This is a genomic window from Flagellimonas sp. (assembly GCF_965233845.1).
GTDB lineage: Bacteria > Bacteroidota > Bacteroidia > Flavobacteriales > Flavobacteriaceae > Flagellimonas.
The window spans coordinates 4,405,122-4,423,580 of record NZ_OZ247584.1 but is presented as its reverse complement, the minus strand read 5'-3'; the positions used below and the strand labels follow the sequence as shown (position 1 = coordinate 4,423,580).

Below are 18,459 nucleotides of genomic sequence, written 5' to 3'. Positions count from 1 at the left end.
AGCAGTTTATTAACTGTGATTTTGTTTCCAAAAAGGAATCCAAGAAAAATACTTTAAATCCATCGAAGAAGATTTGATTTACATCTTTAAGAGATAATGGCCATTAATCAATCTATATGCCAGACAGAGTTGAAAAAATCCTACTTTAAGATTTCACATCCAAAAATTGGGTGAAAATAATAGTATTTAGGAATTATAGAAGAACATTAGTAATAATTGCTATTATTCTTTCTTTTTTACTAAACAGCATGGCTTTGACTTTTTTGAATCATCCATACCATTGACCATTACAGTCTCCGTCCTTTTCCTTTTCGCCTTTTCTTCCTAAATCGAATCTTATCGTCAAGTTCCAGTTTAAAAGAATTCCATTGATTGTCATCGGTTTGATGTGATTTCAATCCAATTGCTTCAACGTTTCCCATATCACTTTTTGGTTGTTCAATAGTTTTGATAGTCTGTCCAATAACGCTAAATGTCTTTCCTGCAATTGGTGTTGATGCCCTTCTAAATTCTTTAAAAGCGCTATCACTTCTTCGTTCTGTGCTATTATTTTCGAGAATAACTGCACGGTCTCTGTCTTGTTCATAATCGATTCGTTTGATGATATTGTTCCATGAAAATTGTCGCCCAAGGGTGCTTCCTTTGTATATAATGCCATTATACCTAATAGAGATTCCTGTTACCCGTCCGGTACTTTTGCTTATGTTGAACTTGGGAGTTATTTTCATTTTAACCAGCTCATTAATGAATTCCGTTACATTATTGGATTTTAAGATGGCATTTTCAAGATGCTGTTGAAGCGTAAGTTTTAATGGTGGTTCTCCTGTTCTAAAAGTCTTTTGAATCTCTTTATGAGTAAGCCTTGTCTTTTTGGCCAATTTCAAATCGGTAAGCTGGGACAGCCCATATTTTAGTTCAAGGCTCCGAACCAGATTCTCGCTTCGTTCGTAATCTCTACTGTCGCTGACCACTTCCCCGGAAAACTTTACACGATTAGCCACAATATGGATGTGTTCGTGTTCTTGGTCGCAATGTCGATACATGATATACTGATTGTCATCGAAACCCATGCCTTTCAGATATTCCATTCCCAAAGATGTGAATTGCCCATCACTTAACCTATCATCATAGGGCAGGTTCAATGAAACATGATACACCACTTTGTCAAGTCGAGGTCGAAGCTGTCTGATCAAATTGAACTCTTGGGTCATATCCATAATCCTTCCATAGGTAAGATTGGTGTCCAACAGATGGCCTTCCCCCTGTTCTATCTTCTTTTCATTGTAGGCCAACACACCATAGAAATCCTTTCCTTTAATCTGCTTGGCAATCACTTTACAATATTTGATTTTAGCATGTCTAAAATGTTTTTCAATTCCGCTAGTTGATTAATTAACATTGGAGGATGTTTCATTCCCAGATGTACCTTTTTAGTGAGTTGGTTAATATTATTCCCGATACGGCCCAACTCAATGAAAAGTTGTCTGTCCTCGAGCAATATTCTTTTTCTTGGTAGTGCTTTTCCCGTTACCCTTTTCCTTATATAATCGGGAATCGTAATTCCCAACGTACTTGCATTTTGGGATAGTATCAGGTATTCGTCCACCGTCATTCTCACGTTTACCCGAATAGCCTTTAATTCTCGTATTTTCTTTTTTGGTCTTGCCATATTTTAGGGGTTTGGGGAGAATCCCCAACAAGCCATGCGAACAGAGTGAGCAGTTTTTGCTTGCGAAAACATGGCTTGCTTCAAGATCTCCGATATAAAGTCCATTTTCTGTTTTGTCTTTGGGTCATCAATTTGTTTCTAAAAAGAGATTCCCCTTAACCGATCGATAAGTTCATTGATGTCATTGGGATGGAACAGGACACGTCCCCCAATAGGTATCTTTTTGAGCAGCCCTTTTTCCATCCAGGAATAGATGGTCGGTCTGGTCACTTTGAATTTTTTGACCAAATCGGCAATCGTCAACATTTCATTTTCAGTTTGATTTTCATTCTCCTCATCCTTCAGTTTTGGAGCTAAATTGTTTTTAAGAGATTCTACAGGAACATATTCCTTTAATCCATCGTCGTCCATGATAAATATGCGCTTCATATTACTGGTATTTGTTGATTTACTTTATTGAACAAACCTAGCAACATTGAACAGCATTTAACCCGTTTGCCATACATCAGTTTATGTACGGCAAATCAAGAAACATTCAAAATAAATTTGTATGGGAATTGAGGTCAAATCTAAGATAGGGATGTTAAGCCTCCGGAGGCTTAACATCCCTATTCGATTCCTTCGAGGCTGTTGCCAAAAACGATATTTTTGGCAACAGATATAGAAATATGGGTAGGGAGAAAAAGAATTCCGTTTACCCCAACATTCGGACAATCTCTAGCCACTGTCTTCTTTCTCCCTTTCCACAAATATTTATACAGATGTATAATTATACATTTGTACAAAGCAATAGTTAATGTTTCATACAAATGGTTATATAATGCTATGAAGAAATGAACAGCACATTAAGTTTTGTATGTGGCATATTAAATAGAAACACCGGCCATCTTATATCACTCCAACTGGGATAAAGTTAGCAGAGCTGACAGGGCGAAAGTGAACCACCTTCACTAGGAAAAATTAAGCACAATACAAGTACCAATAAACAGCTGAAAAACAAATCTTCTATGTCAAAACTTACGATAGTTCAAATAATCCGTTTTTAGTAGTTCTCAGTGACCGTTTCTTCCATTTTTCTCTTTTGGGCTATAAAAATTTAATTTATAGCTCATTTTTATATTATTTTTGAGCTATAAACTTTAATTATTTGGCTCATGACAGCTTTCAAATGGAACTGGCAACAACAAGACTGGCCCAATTTCAGATATGATGAAGCAGCTTTGGAGGACCTAGAATATCAGTTTGTTCAAACTAGTGGAGTAGCTCTAGGTTCAATTAAACATATTGATGAGGAAGACAAAAATGAGCTTTTAATTGAAGTTTTGTCGGATGAGGCACTAACTACTTCGGCAATTGAAGGGGAATATCTTGACCGTGGGAGTATTCAGGAATCCATCAAAAAAAACTTAGGACTTGAAACGGAAAGAAAGAAACTTCCCCAAGCTGAATATGGAATATCTGAAATGATGGTCAATCTATATCGAACATATGCAGTACCATTGACCCATGAACAACTTTTTGAGTGGCATCAGATGCTCGCCAATGGCAGAAGGGATTTAGTGGATATTGGAAGATATCGTACCCATGAAGACCCTATGCAGGTTGTTTCAGGACGCCTCGACAAGCCGACGGTACATTATGAAGCACCCCCCTCATCAAAAATGACAAATGAAATGGAAACTTATGTTCGTTGGTTCAACGAAACCCATACGACAAACAAATCCAAAATGCTTCCATTGGCCAAGTCAGGATTGGCACATTATTACTTTTTGGCCATCCACCCCTTTGAAGACGGAAATGGACGTATTGCTAGAGGGATTTCAGAAAAATCGATTTCCATGGATTTGGGTAGACCAGCACTTATATCCCTATCACAGACCATCGAGTCAAACAAAAAAGAATACTATTCTTCCATCGAAGCCCATAATTTCAAACTAGACCTTACTGAATTTCTACTATACTTTGGGGAAACTATACTTGCAGCACAACAACACACCATCAAAACCATTGACTTTTTGATTCAAAAAGCAAGGTTCTTTGATCAATACTCCCGTTTGATGAACGAACGCCAGCTAAAAGTAGTCCAACGTATGTTCAAAGCAGGATATAAGGGATTTAAAGGAGGGCTTAGTGCGGACAATTATATTCGTATAGCCCAAACATCTGCATCAACGGCCACACGTGATTTAAAGGATTTGGCCAACAAATCCATATTAGTCAAATCTGGTGAACTCAAAAGCACCCGGTACTCACTAAACCTAAAGTTCAAAAACGAAGTTTGATTTTATTTGACAATCATACACGTTTTCGTTTTATGAAATTCCCCAGGCCTCTTTCAATTTCTGGGCGGCCTCATAATTTGAAATTTTGAGATAACGACGGAAAGCCTTTTCTGATTTATGGCCGGAAATCTTCATGATGAGTTGCACATCAATACCATTTAGGTAAGCATTGGTACAAAAGGAACGCCTACAGGTATGGGAACTTATCAATTTATATTTCTCCAAAAGTTGTGCTTCTTTAATGGTTCCCCGTTTATGTTCAATTTCTACTTTTTGGTGAAGCTTGGCTGAGTCCCCAAGTTCCTTTATGCGCCTGTTGAAAGTGAATGAATCAATATCCGGGGCATATCCATCGTACTTTCCCAAAATGCTCTTGACTTGGGAGCGAAGTGGTACTACAATTCGGCCAGAAGTCTTCTTTTGTCGGATATTCAAAAACCCATTATCATCCAAATACTCAGGTCGAATCCTCGAAATATCGGAAAACCGAAGCCCTGTCAAACACCCAATTACAAAGAAGTCTTTTACTTTCTCCAATTCTTTATCGGCTTTACAATCAACGGCTGCAATAGACTGAATTTCGTCATCGGACAAATAGATGTGGTCCACTTCTTCTTGAACTACCTTGAATGCCGAAAGATCTATGGGCTTGATACGGTTTCTACGCATACGGTCATTTAAGAAAGCCTTTAAGTTTTTAACCAACTTGCCTATCGTGTTGTTCTTCATTCCGATACCACCATTTTTTAATGGCGCATGGTACGCTAAGTAATCCGTCCATTCTTGATAGAAATGATAATCAAAAGCATTGAAATCGATGATGATTCCTGAAAATTCCTGGAAACCCTCCAAATGCTTTCTAAGTGAATTGTAATCCTTGATGACATCTTTGACCACCTTGCTCTTTTTGCTTTCCAGATAATGGTCGAATTCAGTAAAAAAGTCTTGGACAGGTTTTGAATTGATGGACGGTTCTCCTTCTTCAAATTGTTTCTTGAACATCTTTTTTGAAAGTGGCCTGCCCTGATTTCGATAACTGGAAACAATTTGATTGGCCAAGCTGTCCATTTGGGTAAGTTGAACAAATTCAGAACCCACTTCCTTTGATTTTTTAAGGAACGATTTATCCTTGTTCCAATACTTCATTGCAATTTCAATTCCCGTATCGATTTGGATTCTTACATGACGATTTTCATAGTATCTTAATTTGATACTATGGGTTCCATTTTTGTTTGGTGATTCTGAAATATAAAAGTTGTAATTATACATTTGCGTGCTGCATTCGTGCTGCATTTTTCATGAAAAGTAGTGTTTTATGATGTAAAATAAAAATCAATATGCATTTAATTAATTGATAATCAATAAAATAATGTAAGTTAATGAAATGTTAAAAATGCAAGGTAGCATCCCGTCCAGACCGCAAAACCCTTCAACTTTGTTGGAGGGTTTTTTGTTTTCTGAAAATCACCATCTTCAAAAGCCTTCCTGAAAAATCACTCCCAAAAATTCCGTAGTTTTTAGACCGTCATACTTTGTGATTTCCAAGAATAAGCAAAAAAAGTATTGACAGAAGCATAATTTCTAGAAGCTAACCCTGACCAAGGCAGCTATTTTTACAATTTGCTACAGCATTTACTCCAATAATTCCAAAGAACTGGACTAAAACATCAACAAATGAATTGCTCAAAAAAACTAGCTGCCCTTATACTACTTTGCTTGTTTAGCGCAGTGGCCGCCCATGCCCAAAAGATGTACGAACCCACCTGGGAATCTCTGGATACCAGACCAGTTCCCGATTGGTTCCAAGATGCTAAATTTGGGATCTTTATCCATTGGGGACCCTACTCCGTACCTGCATGGTCGCCCAAAGGAACTTATTCTGAGTGGTATCAATATTGGTTACAAAGTTCCGCTCTTTTTGGTAATGGGGATTTCAAAGGAGACGAGGTCACCCAATACCATAACAAGAAATATGGAGCGGATTTTAGCTATTACCAATTTGGTGATCTTTTTAAGGCCGACTTATTTGAGCCCGACGAATGGGCACAACTTTTTGAGAAAGCCGGAGCCAAATATATTGTTCTAACCTCCAAACATCATGATGGTTTCACCCTATGGCCCAACCCGCAAGCTAACGACAGAGGTTTTGCATGGAACAGTATGGAAATTGGTCCCAAAAGGGATTTGGTAGGGGAACTTTCTACAGCCATCAAAAAAACGCCCATTAAAATGGGGCTATACTATTCCTTATACGAATGGTACCATCCATGGTGGCAAAATGACAAGCCTCGCTTTGTAGACGAGCACTTCCTTCCCCAAATCAAAGATTTGGTGCAAAAATATGAACCGGATGTGCTGTGGGCAGACGGAGAATGGGATATGGAAGATGACAAATGGAAATCCAAGGAATTTCTTGCTTGGCTTTTCAATGAATCCTCTGTAAAGAACTCCATTGTGATCAACGACCGTTGGGGTAAAGGGATTCGAAAAATACACGGGGGCTATTTTACCACGGAATATGAGTCTGAAGCTCCTGAATTTACCAAGCCATGGGAAGAATGCAGGGGTATGGGTTTCTCCTTTGGATATAATCAAAATGAAGATGCCCAAGATTACAACTCTCCCAAAGCCTTGGTCTTGATGCTTGTCAACATCGTTAGTACCGGCGGGAATTTGTTGTTGGACATAGGCCCGGATGGACGCGGTTCCATTCCACCCATCATGCAGGAACGCCTATTGAACATCGGACAATGGTTGAAAACCAATGGAGAGGCCATTTATGGTACAAGACCGTGGAAGCATTCCTTCCAATGGTCTGAAGGCATTCAAAATTACAAGCCCAAACAACATTATTTGGGCGGAGATTTTATCTTGAAGCAAACGGTTAACCCAGAAGAAGGATATGCCGTCAAGGAAGCATTTTTTACGCAAAACCAAGAAGCCTATTTTGCCATAGTCCCAAAATGGCCTGGTGAAGAACTGACCATACATGACTTTAAACCTAAAAATGGAACCAAAGTGGTACTACTTGCCACTGGTGAAGAGATAGCATGGAATCAATCTGGCAAGGACATGGTTCTGGTAATGCCAGAATATGACCCCAATAAGGTTAAGCCCACAGATTTATATGCTTATACCTTTAGAATAACAAAATAAGGGTAAGCAATTTTGGGTACTAACCGATTAAGGGACAAAATCCTTTATGACCAACTTCCCATAATACGAAAGTGGATGAGATGAAAACACTTAAGATATTAGTATTCTTTTTGTTGGGTGCACCTTTGATCTATGCCCAATCCCATGTTGCTGTTGGTGACTTGGAAATTACCCTGGCCCAACAAAGCTACAGCGCTCCTGCAAAAAACAAATCTGTTACGGGTGAACCATTGTCTATAGCTGGTGAAAGATTTGACAAAGGCATTGGTGTGCATGCCAGTTCCTCCCTCAAAATCAAAATGTATGATGGGTCTAGTTTTTCGGCTAAGGTCGGCATCAACGACTCCAAGATAGACTATTCGGCAAGCTCCATCAAAAGCATCCCGCTGACTGACGGTAAACGCATGTTTTATCAGGTAACAGATACCCGTAAACAGTTTGTAGGTCTTGAAGGAGCCAACGGAAATGTTGATGAAGGCAGTGCCATTTTCAAAGTGCTCCATAATGGCGAAGAGGTCTTTAACAGTGGTGTTATGCGCAAGGGCGATACGGCCAAAAATGTAGAGCTACAAGTAAAAGGTGGTGTGTTGGAGTTGATAGTTGAGGATGGTGGCGATGGGGCCAGTGGCGATCATGCGGTTTGGGTAAATCCAAGCATCGAATATTTTGAGATTGCACCGATCATTGTAGAAGCTGAGTACGTGGGTGAAGCTCCAAAAATGGACAAGGCCCTAGAGGAGCAGTTGACAAAGAAGATTGAGGCCTTGCCCCAAATAGAAACACCTTTGGCCCAGCCCAAATACGATTGGCTTCTGGACAATTCCCAAGCCAAGGCCAACATTTATCGTATCAACACCAACAAAGATATTGTCCTATCCAACGGACTTGTTGCCCGGGTTTTCCGCTTATCTCCCAATCTCGCAACCATTGATTATATCAATCAAATGAGAGGTGAGAGTTTACTTCGTGCAGTTTCCAATGAAGGAGTATTGACCATAGACGGTAAACCTTACACCATAGGCGGACTTAGCAAACAACCTGAGTATGCATACACTCTGATGAATTGGGTAGATCAATTGGCGGCTACTCCAAATGCCTTTCTGATCCAAGATTTCGAAATAAAAAATATCGAAGACCGCCTGGAATGGAAACGCGTCCGATGGGCTTCAAATCCAAATATGCCCCAGGGAAAGGAATTGATATTTACCTTGGTAAAAGACAAGATCAAAGTCAAAGTTCACTATGCTTTGTACGATGGATTGCCCACTTTGAGTAAATGGATAGAGGTCATTAATGAAGGGGATTTGTTGGTGCAGTTGAACCATTTTAAGTTGGAACAGTTGGCCATGGTTGAAGGTGAAAGTTTGGTGGACGTTCCAGAGCATTTCGAAAAACCGAACATTCACATTGAAACAGACTACGCCTTTGGGGCCATGCAGCAAAAAACATCTGACAAGACCACGTTCTGGGAAGTAGATCCACGGTACACCTCCCAAACCAACTACCCGCTGCAACTACCCTGTATCTTGGAGGTAAAACCGCCGCTGGGACCAGACACGGGTATTCCTCCTGGGGAGACCCTTGCTACATTCAGGGTATGGGAAACCCCATTTGATAGTTTTGACAAGGAACGCAAGGGGCTTTTCTTAAGAAAAATGTATCGTACCATTTCACCATGGACCACGGAAAACCCCATTTTTTTGCATCTTACCTCAACGGACCCGCAAAAGATAAAAACCGCCGTGGACCAATGTGCCGAAGTGGGCTATGAAATGATTATCTTAAGCTTCGGAAGCGGATTGGATATGGAAAAAGAGTCCGAGGCCTATTATCAAAAATTCAGGGATTTGGTAGCCTATGCCAATTCCAAGGGAGTGGAACTCGGGGGGTACTCCCTCCTATCCAGTAGATGGATCAGTGATGAGGTGGATGTCATCAATCCCAAAACCGGAAAACGCGGGGGGATGATCTTTGGTTCATCGCCTTGCCTAAGTAGCGACTGGGGTCACGATTATTTTAGAAAAATCAAAAAATTCTTTACCAAAACGGGAATGCAGGTCTTTGAAAACGACGGATCCTACCCCGGAAATGTTTGCGCTTCAACCCGTCATGCGCATCACAATGGATTGGAAGATTCACAGTGGAAACAGTATGCCCAAATCCAAGGATTGTACAAGTGGATGCGTGCCCAGGGAATTTATATGAATGTCCCCGATTTCTATCTTAATTCCGGAACCAATAAAACGGGTATCGGCTATAGAGAAGTCAATTGGTCCTTGCCAAGAAACAGACAATTGGTACTGGGACGAAGCAATATTTATGATGGACTTTGGAAAAGTATCCCCAGCATGTGCTGGACGTTTGTCCCCTTAACCGAATACCATGGCGGTGGAGCCGCTGCTACACTTGAACCCCTAAACGATCATTTGGATGCCTACGAAAGCCATATGATGCAGAACTATGGTTCCGGAGTACAGGCGTGTTATCGTGGCCCCAGATTGTACGATACCCCAAAAACCAAAACGGTAGTCAAAAAGGTCATTGACTGGTATAAGAATTATCGGGAGATTTTGAACAGCGATATCATTCATTTAAGACGCCCTTCTGGAAAAGATTGGGATGGATTTATGCACGTAAATCCCAACCTAAAGGAGAAAGGCTTGCTTATGGTATTCAATCCCACAGACAAGGATATGACTAGAAAAATTGACCTGCCGCTATACTATACCGGGCTAACGGAAACAGCCAGGGTCAGGGAAAAGGAAGGGTCGTTCAAAACGTATCAGCTAACTAGGGGTTATAAAATCAATATTGAGGTAAACATTCCAGCAAACGGATATACCTGGTTTGTAATCGAATAAGAAAAAACAGATGGGAATGACGGACAAAACAATCAAGAGTCATAAAAGCAGAAGGGATTTCATCAAACTCTCCGCCATGGCGGGCACGGCCATGATTTTGCCTTTGGAGGTGTTTCCCCATAGCTTCAAAAAGGAATCCCTTGAGATTGGACTAATTGCAGATGTCCATCAGGATATAATGCATGATGCAGAAGCTCGATTGCAAGCGTTCATGGATGAGGCCAACCAACGTCAGCTCGATTTCATTATCCAACTGGGGGATTTTTGCATTCCAAGGGACCAAAATCAAGATTTCATGTCCATTTGGAACAGCTATTCGGGTCCAAAATACCATGTGCTCGGTAATCACGATACCGATCTAGGCTTCACCAAAGAGCAAACCAGAACATTTTGGGACATGCCTTCCAATTACTATTCCTTTGACAAAAAGGGCATCCATTTTGTGGTCTTGGATGGCAATGACCCCAATCCAAAACCTTGGGAAGGTTATAATCGCTACATAGGCCAGGAGCAGCAAAGGTGGCTCAAGGACGATTTGGATAAAACCGACAAACCTACCATTATCTTCAGTCATCAAACCTTGGAATTGGAAGATGGTGGAGTTGCCAACCTAAAGGAAATTCAAAAGATTTTGGAAGAGGCCAATGCATCCGCAGGGTATCAAAAAGTGCTCTGCTGCCTGAGCGGTCATCACCATACCGACTTTATGACCAAGATCAATGGTATTTACTATGTACAGGTCAATAGTGCTTCCTATCGTTGGGTGGGTGGCGACTATCAAACTATCCGATATAGCAAGGAAATTGACGCACAGCATAAGTGGATCAAATACACTATTCCCTATAAGGAATCTTTGTTCACTTTCATGAAAATCGAAAAAGACAAAATTACCTTGGAGCCCAGAAAAACAGAATTTGTTGGTCCTGGCCCCAAGGAAATGGGAATGCCTGAACCTGCTCCGCATGATCCCATTGTTCCAACAATCACAGGATTCAAAATGAAGTTGAAGTCATGAGGCATTTTTTGTGTTTGCTGACCCTGTTTGCGGTACTGCTATCATCATGTCAGGACACAAAAACACTTGACAAGGATCCCATCAAAATTGCTTGTGTGGGGAACAGCATTACTTATGGATCGGGAATGGCCAACCGGGAAATGAATGCCTACCCTAAACAACTTCAGCACCTCTTGGGCGATGCATATCAGGTTGAAAATTTTGGAGTAAGCGGCAATACGCTTTTGCAAAAGGGAGATCATCCCTATTGGGAATCCGAGGCCTACCAAAAAGCACTGGCTTTTACACCAGATATCGTTTTTATAAAATTGGGCACCAATGATTCCAAACAACAAAATAGAATTTATCTGGACACAGATTTTGAAAAGGATTATGCACAACTGATTCAATCCTTCAAAGCTCAAAATGAGCATACAAGAGTTGTATTGCTATTGCCCGTACCTTCCTTTCTAGGGGACTCCACCAGCATTTGGAATCCCATTATCCGGGATAAAGTGATCCCACTTACACAAAAAGTGGCCTATGATACAGGAAGCGAGGTGTTGGACCTTTATCAAGTTTTTGCTGGAGATGAGTCCATGTTTCCGGATAAGGTCCATCCTTCATCGCTTGGTGCAACTAAAATTGCCCAGCTGGTTTATGAACATATGGTGCAAAAAACCATATCTACTCATAGCATTTTAGAAAATCAAAATGTTCAAATTGAAAGCCAGGAAAATTTTCACGGGTTTCAACAGACCAATTTCAAATACAAGGATTGGGATTGTAAAATAGTACAACCAAAACAAGTTGCAGAAGGAAAACCTTGGGTGCTTAGAGCCCGTTTTTGGGGCCACGAGCCGCAAACGGATATTGCCTTGTTGGAAAGAGGGTTTCATATTGCCTATTGCGATGTGTCCAATCTATTTGGAAACCAAGAAGCTGTGAGCCGTTGGAACGATTTTTATGAATTAATGACCCATGCAGGCCTTTCGGAAAAAGTAGTCTTGGAAGGTATGAGTCGCGGTGGATTGATAGTCTATAACTGGGCTGCCGCCAATCCTGAAAAAGTGGTCTGCGTATATGCCGATGCCCCCGTTTTGGATGGTACAAGTTGGCCCGGCGGCAAAGGCAGTGGCAATGGGAGTCCTTCGGATTGGGAACAGTTTAAACAAGTTTATCGTATTTCCTCTGAAACGGAGCTTGACAAATTTGATGGCAATCCAATCCATAAAACCACTGTCCTCGCCAAAGCAGGATTTCCTATGCTGCATGTTTGCGGAGAAACGGATAAAGTAGTTCCGGTTGATGAAAATACCGTGATTTTCGAGCGGGAAATTCAGGCGGCAGGTGGAAACATAAAAACGATTTACAAACCCGATGTGGGTCATCATCCCCACAGTTTGGAAAATCCAACTCCGATTGTGGATTTTATCTTGAGGGCCTCTGGCCGAAAAATCAATTTTGCGTCCATCCCCTCACCTGGTTCTGAATACCGTTCCGCCGCAGGGTGGAAAGAGGATAAAGGCTGGTGGTACCAAATGCAGGACATTGACTCTTTGAGTAGAAATTCAGGTAAACTGGACTTGCTCCTGATTGGCAATTCCATAACCCAAGGATGGGGCGGGAGCCGTACGCTGACCACCTATAAACCAGGGCTTCCAGCGGCCGAAAAACACCTTAAAAACTTAAATTGGGTCTGTGCAGGTATTTCGGGTGACCGGACGCAGCACACCGCATGGAGAATTAAAAATGGCCATTACGATGAGGGTAAGCCAAAGTTTGTCACTCTGGCCATAGGGGTGAACAATTTTCCATATAACTCCGCAGAGGAAATTGCCCAAGGCATAATCCTAAACGTTGAATTGTTGCGGGAGAAATTGCCCAACTCCAACATCTTACTTTTTGGTCCGCTCCCCACCGGTTTGGATAGTGATTCCGAAAGAAGAAAAAAATATGATCGGGTGCATCAGTTAATTGCTGATTTGGGAAACCGAGAAATGGTTCATTACTATAATTTGGTTGATGAGTTGAGCGATGGACAAGGTCATTTGAAACAAGATTGTTACAGTGACGACGGCATCCACCTAAAATCAAAGGGATATGAGGTTTGGGGCGCTTTTATTGCCAAGAAAATAGCAGAGCTGAAAATTCAGAATAAAAACAGTAAATCTTAAGTAATGTCCGTTAAAAAAGTAAGTTCCCTAATATCCTTGGCCATGACCTTGTTTGCGTGTCAAGAAGAACCCAATGCACCAAAAAATGAGTTGTGGTACGACAAGCCGGCAGCGGAATGGATGCAAGCCCTGCCCGTGGGCAATGGCCGGCTGGGCGCTATGGTTTTTGGAAATCCCAACCATGAGCGCATACAGCTCAACGAGGACTCCATGTGGTCTGGGGCCGCAGATTGGGGAAATGCAAAGGGCACTCCTGAAGATTTGGAAGAAATTAGACAATTACTCACGGAAGGCAAGACCAAGGAGGTGGACAGTTTGATCGTAGAAAAGTTTTCCTATAAATCCATCATACGGTCTCACCAAACGATGGGAGATTTGTTTATCGATTTTAAGGAGGAAAAGCAGGTGGAGAACTATAGGCGTTCGCTAAGTTTGGATGAAGCATTGGTGTCCATAAACTATACCTCCAACGGGGAAGAATATGGGCAAAAAGTGTTTGCCTCCCATCCTGATGATGTACTTGCCATAGCATTGACCACCACAGCCAAGGAAGGAATGGATTTTGATTTGCGCCTGGATAGGCCCAAGGACATGGAAAGACCCACGGTCATCGTGACCAATCCTTCCAATTCAGAAATAAGCATGAAGGGTGTGGTGACCCAATTTGGAGGAAAAAAGTTCTCTGCACCCTTTCCTTTGAATTATGGCGTCAAATTTGAGACCCGTTTAAAGGTCAAGCACGAATCGGGTTCAATAACCGCAGCGGATGGTAAACTTCACCTAAAAGGAGTGAAAAGCGCCACTATTTATCTAGCGGCCAATACCTCCTTCTACCATGGGGAAAAATATCTGGACAAAAACGTTGAGACCTTGGCTGCCGTATCAGGGAAGTCCTTTGGAAACTTGTTGCTCTCTCATAAAAAAGACTACCAAAGCTTCTATAAAAGGATGAGTTTGGATTTGGGTGGAAAAGCCTTGGACAGTTTGCCCATAGATGCAAGAATCCAACGAAGAAAAGATGGTTTGAGTGACCCAGACTTAGCAGCCAAACTCTTTCAATTTGGAAGGTACTTATTAATTGCATCCTCCAGACCGGGGACCAACCCTGCCAACCTACAGGGAATTTGGAACGACCATATTACTGCCCCTTGGAATGCCGATTACCATATCAACATCAATCTTCAAATGAACTATTGGCCAGCAGAAGTAACCAACTTAAGTGAATTGCACAATCCTTTCTTTGCATTTATGGACAGAGTCTATGAGCGAGGCAAAGCCACTGCAAAAAAACAATATGGGATTCAGCGGGGAACCATGGCCCACCATACTTCCGATCTATGGGCCACCCCATTCATGAGAGCAGAAAGGGCTTACTGGGGGTCATGGATTCATGGAGGGGGCTGGTGCGCCCAACACTATTGGGAACGTTACCAGTTTACAGAAGATGAGCAATTTCTAAGGGAACGGGCTTACCCTGTCCTCAAGGAACTATCCGAGTTTTATTTGGATTGGTTGGTTTGGGACAACAAAAGTGGCAAATGGGTGTCCACCCCAGAAACCTCGCCAGAGAACTCATATTTCGCAAAAAACGGACAACCGGCGGCTGTCTCTTTTGGTAGTGCCATGGGGCACCAAATTATCGGTGAGGTATTCGACAATACGCTGGAAGCCGCTAAAATATTGGGTATTGAAAAGACTTTCATCAAGGAAGTAATGGAAAAACGGAACCAATTACATCCTGGGATCCTTATTGGTGCAGATGGAAGAATCTTGGAATGGAACGAAGCCTATGACGAACCTGAAAAGGGCCATCGGCACATGTCGCATTTATACGCCCTACATCCTGGGGATGATATTGTTGAAGATACTCCTGAAGCTTTTGAGGCTGCCCAAAAGACCATTGATTATCGTTTGAAGCACGGAGGTGCAGGAACAGGTTGGAGCCGTGCATGGATGATTAACATGAACGCACGCCTACTCGATGCCATTTCCGCCCAGGAAAACATAGACAAGTTTTTTCAGATTTCAATTGCCCATAACCTTTTTGATGAGCACCCACCTTTTCAAATTGATGGCAACTTTGGTTATACCGCAGGGGTAGCGGAACTTTTGTTGCAGTCCCACGAGGGGTTTCTTAGAATTTTACCGGCCCTACCTCCCAAATGGGAAAAAGGAAAGATATCTGGATTAAAGGCACGCGGTAATATTGAAGTCGATATTGAATGGAAAGATGGAAAACTGTCCACATTGGTATTGAAGGCCAAAGAAGATAAAACAATTAACGTAAAATACGGAACCACCCGAGCTGAAATTTCTCTTCCTGCAGGAAAGAAAGTCAGTTTGGACCAACATCTAAACCAACAATAAAATGAGGTTTCAACAATGTGCCTCGCTTCATAAAATTTAAAACAACTAAAGAATCTGACCGGAATGAAAAAACTAATTATTGCCATATCCTTACTGGTTTACCTCCCCCTGAACTCCCAAATCTTGGATTCCCTAGAAAGAAACCAAGAAAAAATGCAATGGTTCAAAGATGCCAAACTTGGAATTTTTATCCACTGGGGGCTCTATGCCGTGGACGGAATTGATGAGTCGTGGTCTTTTTTTAATGGGTACATTTCCCATAAAGATTACTTGAAACAAACCAAGGGATTCTCTGCAAAAAAATTCGATCCACAAGCTTGGGTAAAACTGATTAAGGAAAGTGGGGCACGATACTCGGTTATTACTTCCAAGCATCATGACGGTTTTGCTTTGTGGAATACCAAATTTGGACAATTGAATGCCATCAAGGGTTCTGCGGCTAAAAAAGATGTACTGACCCCTTTTGTGAACGAATTGCGAAAGAACCAGCTCAAGGTGGGCATTTATTACTCCTTGCCAGACTGGTCCTATGCGGACTATACCCATTTTACCCGGGATTCCATTCGCTATACAATTGAAGAACAACCCAATCGTTGGAAAAAATTCCTAAACTATTACCAAGGACAGTTGAAAGAGCTATCGGAGAATTACAATCCGGACCTTTATTGGTTTGATGGGGACTGGGAGCATAGTTCCGAGGAATGGGAAGCTCCCAAGGTAAGACAGATGCTTTTGGACAAAAATCCAAATACCATTTTAAATTCCCGATTGCGTGATCAGGGAGATTATGCGACACCAGAACAAGGGATGCCCATAACAAAACCTGAAAGTAAATTTTGGGAACTGTGTATGACCATGAACAACTCCTGGGGCTTTCAAAAAAACGACCATGACTATAAGACCACTGGGCAAATCATTGGAATTTTTTCGGATGTAATTGCCAACGGAGGCAACCTTTTGCTGGATATTGGTCCTAAGGCCGATGGTACCATCCCCAAGGAGCAGGTTGATATTTTAAAGGGCTTGGGAAGATGGACCAACAAACATCAAGAGGCCATCTATGGCACCGTTACCGGTATCCCTAAAGAACATTTTTACGGTGCCACCACCTTGTCCAAAGACCAGAACATCCTTTATCTCTTTGTAAAAGGGAACCCTAATGGGGAGGTTGTGGTCCGTGGGCTTAAAAACAAAATCAATCGCATTTGGGTTGTGGGCCAAGGTTCAAAACTATCCCATAAGGTCGTAGGAAAAGTGTATTGGAGCCATTATCCAGGCATTACCTATATCAATGTCCCAGACCATGTTCTGGATGAAGAAATGACCGTACTTGCCCTTCTCCTTGACGGAAAGATAGACCTATACCGTGAAGATGGAGCAGTAATAGAAAGTAATTAAAACAAGTTATTTCAGCTTGTAAAATGCCATAGCATTGGCACCCATTATTTTGTCCTTTTCGGACTGGCTCAAGCCAGCAATGGCATTAGCGACCAGTTGCTTTACTTGTTGGTAATTGGCTGCCACTAGACAAACTGGCCAATCCGAACCAAACATGACCCGATCCGGACCGAAAGCCTCCAAAACCAAATTGATATAGGAATCAAACTGATCGGGGACCCAGTGTTTATAGTCGGCCTCGGTAACCATTCCAGAAAGTTTGCAATGGACGTTCCCATGTTCTGCAATCTTTTGCATAAGTACGGCCCAGCCATCATAAAAGCCATCTTTGATATACGGCTTTGCTATGTGGTCAATAACAAATTGCTGGTTGGGAAATTGTTTTACAAATTCCAAAACAGCTCCCAACTGATGGGGAAAAACCAAGATGTCATAGGTATAACCATATTTTTCCAAGAGGGAAATTCCCCTGGTAAAGCTGGGGCGTAACAAAAAATTATGGTCTGGCTCCCCCTGTACCACATGCCTCCACCCTTTTAGGAAGGAGTTGGATTGGTATTTCTCCAATTCCTTTTCCACGGCAACACTTCGTAAATCCACCCAGCCTACAACCCCTTTTACAAATTCATGGGTAGCAGCCAGATCCAGTAAAAAATCCGTCTCTTCCAAACTTTGGTCAGCTTGGACCGCTACGCAGCCATCGATGTCGTTCTCTGCATACACCTTTTCTAGGTGTTCTGGAAGAAAATCACGGCGGATAACGGCCATTTCGTCATCAATCCATGCGTGTTTCTCGGGACTGTAATTCCAAAAATGTTGGTGGGAATCAATGGTCATTTTAGCACTGGATTTATTGGGTTGGACGTATCAAATCTAATGTTTTTCTTTGGGCAAAGACCTCAATTTTAATGGGAATTTTGTGATGTGAACCTTGTCCTTGCCCAGATTGGATAACTGGAAAATCAAAGGTGAAAAGAGATGAATTGTGACTTTATAAATATTGCTGTGTCTAATTAGCATAGTTTTAAGAAAAAACTTAGTTTTATTACAATTAAAAAATACTACCATGGGTAAATTCGAAATTAAAACAGACAAATCAGGGCAATTTAGGTTCAACCTAAAAGCAGGTAACGGGCAAGTAATTCTAAGTAGTGAAGCATACACTACCAAAGCCGCCTGCGAAAATGGGATTGAATCAGTTAAAACAAATTCCCAGGATGACAATCGATACGATAGAAAAACGGCCAAGGATGGAAGTCCTTATTTCAACTTAAAAGCTTCCAACGGTCAGGTCATTGGAGCAAGTGAAATGTATTCCAGCTCTTCTGCCATGGAAAATGGAATTGCATCGGTGAAAAGCAATGCTCCCGGTGCTGACGTAGAGGACAATTCGTAAGGCCTACGAAGGAATTCCTTTTTACATCCAAAAGTTAAAACAGCCCAATTGGGCTGTTTTTTTGTTGTCATCATATCTTCTGCAAGGCCAAAACAACACAAATCCAAGTGCATAATTCAACACGTTTCAAATGGAAAATCACAAAATGGGTTTTCTTTT

13 protein-coding genes are annotated in these 18,459 nt (G+C 41.7%); 8 read left to right on the top strand and 5 right to left on the bottom strand.

Annotation, left to right across the window (positions count from 1 at the left end; all coding sequences use genetic code 11):
- Positions 1-287: 287 nt before the first annotated feature.
- From ACO6S0_RS19770 to ACO6S0_RS19760, 3 genes are all read right to left on the bottom strand, one after another.
- Positions 288-1,334, bottom strand: a complete 1,047-nt coding sequence (locus tag ACO6S0_RS19770; RefSeq protein ID WP_422349995.1) for a relaxase/mobilization nuclease domain-containing protein — start codon at positions 1,332-1,334, stop codon at positions 288-290.
- Positions 1,331-1,669, bottom strand: a complete 339-nt coding sequence (locus ACO6S0_RS19765) for a plasmid mobilization protein (protein ID WP_224835629.1) — start codon at positions 1,667-1,669, stop codon at positions 1,331-1,333. Before ACO6S0_RS19765 ends, ACO6S0_RS19770 begins: the two co-directional genes overlap by 4 nt.
- Positions 1,670-1,807: 138 nt before the next feature.
- Positions 1,808-2,098, bottom strand: coding sequence for a helix-turn-helix domain-containing protein (locus tag ACO6S0_RS19760; protein ID WP_224835630.1), 291 nt, complete (start codon positions 2,096-2,098; stop codon positions 1,808-1,810).
- 725 nt (positions 2,099-2,823) lie between these two features.
- Between ACO6S0_RS19760 and ACO6S0_RS19755 the strand changes: the two genes are divergently transcribed.
- On the top strand, positions 2,824-3,951 hold the full coding sequence (locus tag ACO6S0_RS19755; RefSeq protein WP_422349994.1) for a Fic family protein: 1,128 nt from the start codon (positions 2,824-2,826) through the stop codon (positions 3,949-3,951).
- A gap of 30 nt (positions 3,952-3,981) precedes the next feature.
- Here ACO6S0_RS19755 and ACO6S0_RS19750 read toward each other — a convergent pair whose 3' ends face one another.
- The gene (locus ACO6S0_RS19750) at positions 3,982-5,244 is read right to left on the bottom strand and encodes a site-specific integrase (RefSeq protein WP_224835632.1); all 1,263 of its coding nucleotides are present in this window, start codon (positions 5,242-5,244) and stop codon (positions 3,982-3,984) included.
- Positions 5,245-5,625: 381 nt separating this feature from the next.
- On the opposite strand from ACO6S0_RS19750, the gene ACO6S0_RS19745 reads away from it, so the two are divergent.
- The 6 genes from ACO6S0_RS19745 to ACO6S0_RS19720 all read left to right on the top strand — a co-directional run bounded on the left by ACO6S0_RS19745 (position 5,626) and on the right by ACO6S0_RS19720 (position 16,904).
- Positions 5,626-7,107: an alpha-L-fucosidase gene (locus ACO6S0_RS19745; protein ID WP_422349993.1), complete on the top strand. Its 1,482-nt coding sequence runs from the start codon at positions 5,626-5,628 to the stop codon at positions 7,105-7,107.
- 80 nt (positions 7,108-7,187) lie between these two features.
- The gene (locus tag ACO6S0_RS19740; protein ID WP_422349992.1) at positions 7,188-9,968 is read left to right on the top strand and encodes an NPCBM/NEW2 domain-containing protein; all 2,781 of its coding nucleotides are present in this window, start codon (positions 7,188-7,190) and stop codon (positions 9,966-9,968) included.
- A gap of 16 nt (positions 9,969-9,984) precedes the next feature.
- On the top strand, positions 9,985-10,983 hold the full coding sequence (locus ACO6S0_RS19735; protein WP_422349991.1) for a metallophosphoesterase family protein: 999 nt from the start codon (positions 9,985-9,987) through the stop codon (positions 10,981-10,983).
- Positions 10,980-13,139 (top strand): GDSL-type esterase/lipase family protein, encoded by a 2,160-nt coding sequence (locus ACO6S0_RS19730; RefSeq protein ID WP_422349990.1) that lies wholly within the window; start codon positions 10,980-10,982, stop codon positions 13,137-13,139. Before ACO6S0_RS19735 ends, ACO6S0_RS19730 begins: the two co-directional genes overlap by 4 nt.
- A 3-nt stretch (positions 13,140-13,142) precedes the next feature.
- Entirely contained in the window at positions 13,143-15,506 is a 2,364-nt protein-coding gene (locus ACO6S0_RS19725) for a glycosyl hydrolase family 95 catalytic domain-containing protein (protein ID WP_422349989.1), read from the top strand.
- A 63-nt stretch (positions 15,507-15,569) separates the two neighbouring features.
- Positions 15,570-16,904 (top strand): alpha-L-fucosidase, encoded by a 1,335-nt coding sequence (locus ACO6S0_RS19720; protein WP_422349988.1) that lies wholly within the window; start codon positions 15,570-15,572, stop codon positions 16,902-16,904.
- Between the two features lie 6 nt (positions 16,905-16,910).
- Here ACO6S0_RS19720 and ACO6S0_RS19715 read toward each other — a convergent pair whose 3' ends face one another.
- Entirely contained in the window at positions 16,911-17,741 is an 831-nt protein-coding gene (locus ACO6S0_RS19715) for an amidohydrolase family protein (protein ID WP_422349987.1), read from the bottom strand.
- Positions 17,742-17,970: 229 nt separating this feature from the next.
- On the opposite strand from ACO6S0_RS19715, the gene ACO6S0_RS19710 reads away from it, so the two are divergent.
- Entirely contained in the window at positions 17,971-18,300 is a 330-nt protein-coding gene (locus tag ACO6S0_RS19710) for a YegP family protein (RefSeq protein WP_420401900.1), read from the top strand.
- The last annotated feature ends 159 nt before the right edge of the window (positions 18,301-18,459 follow it).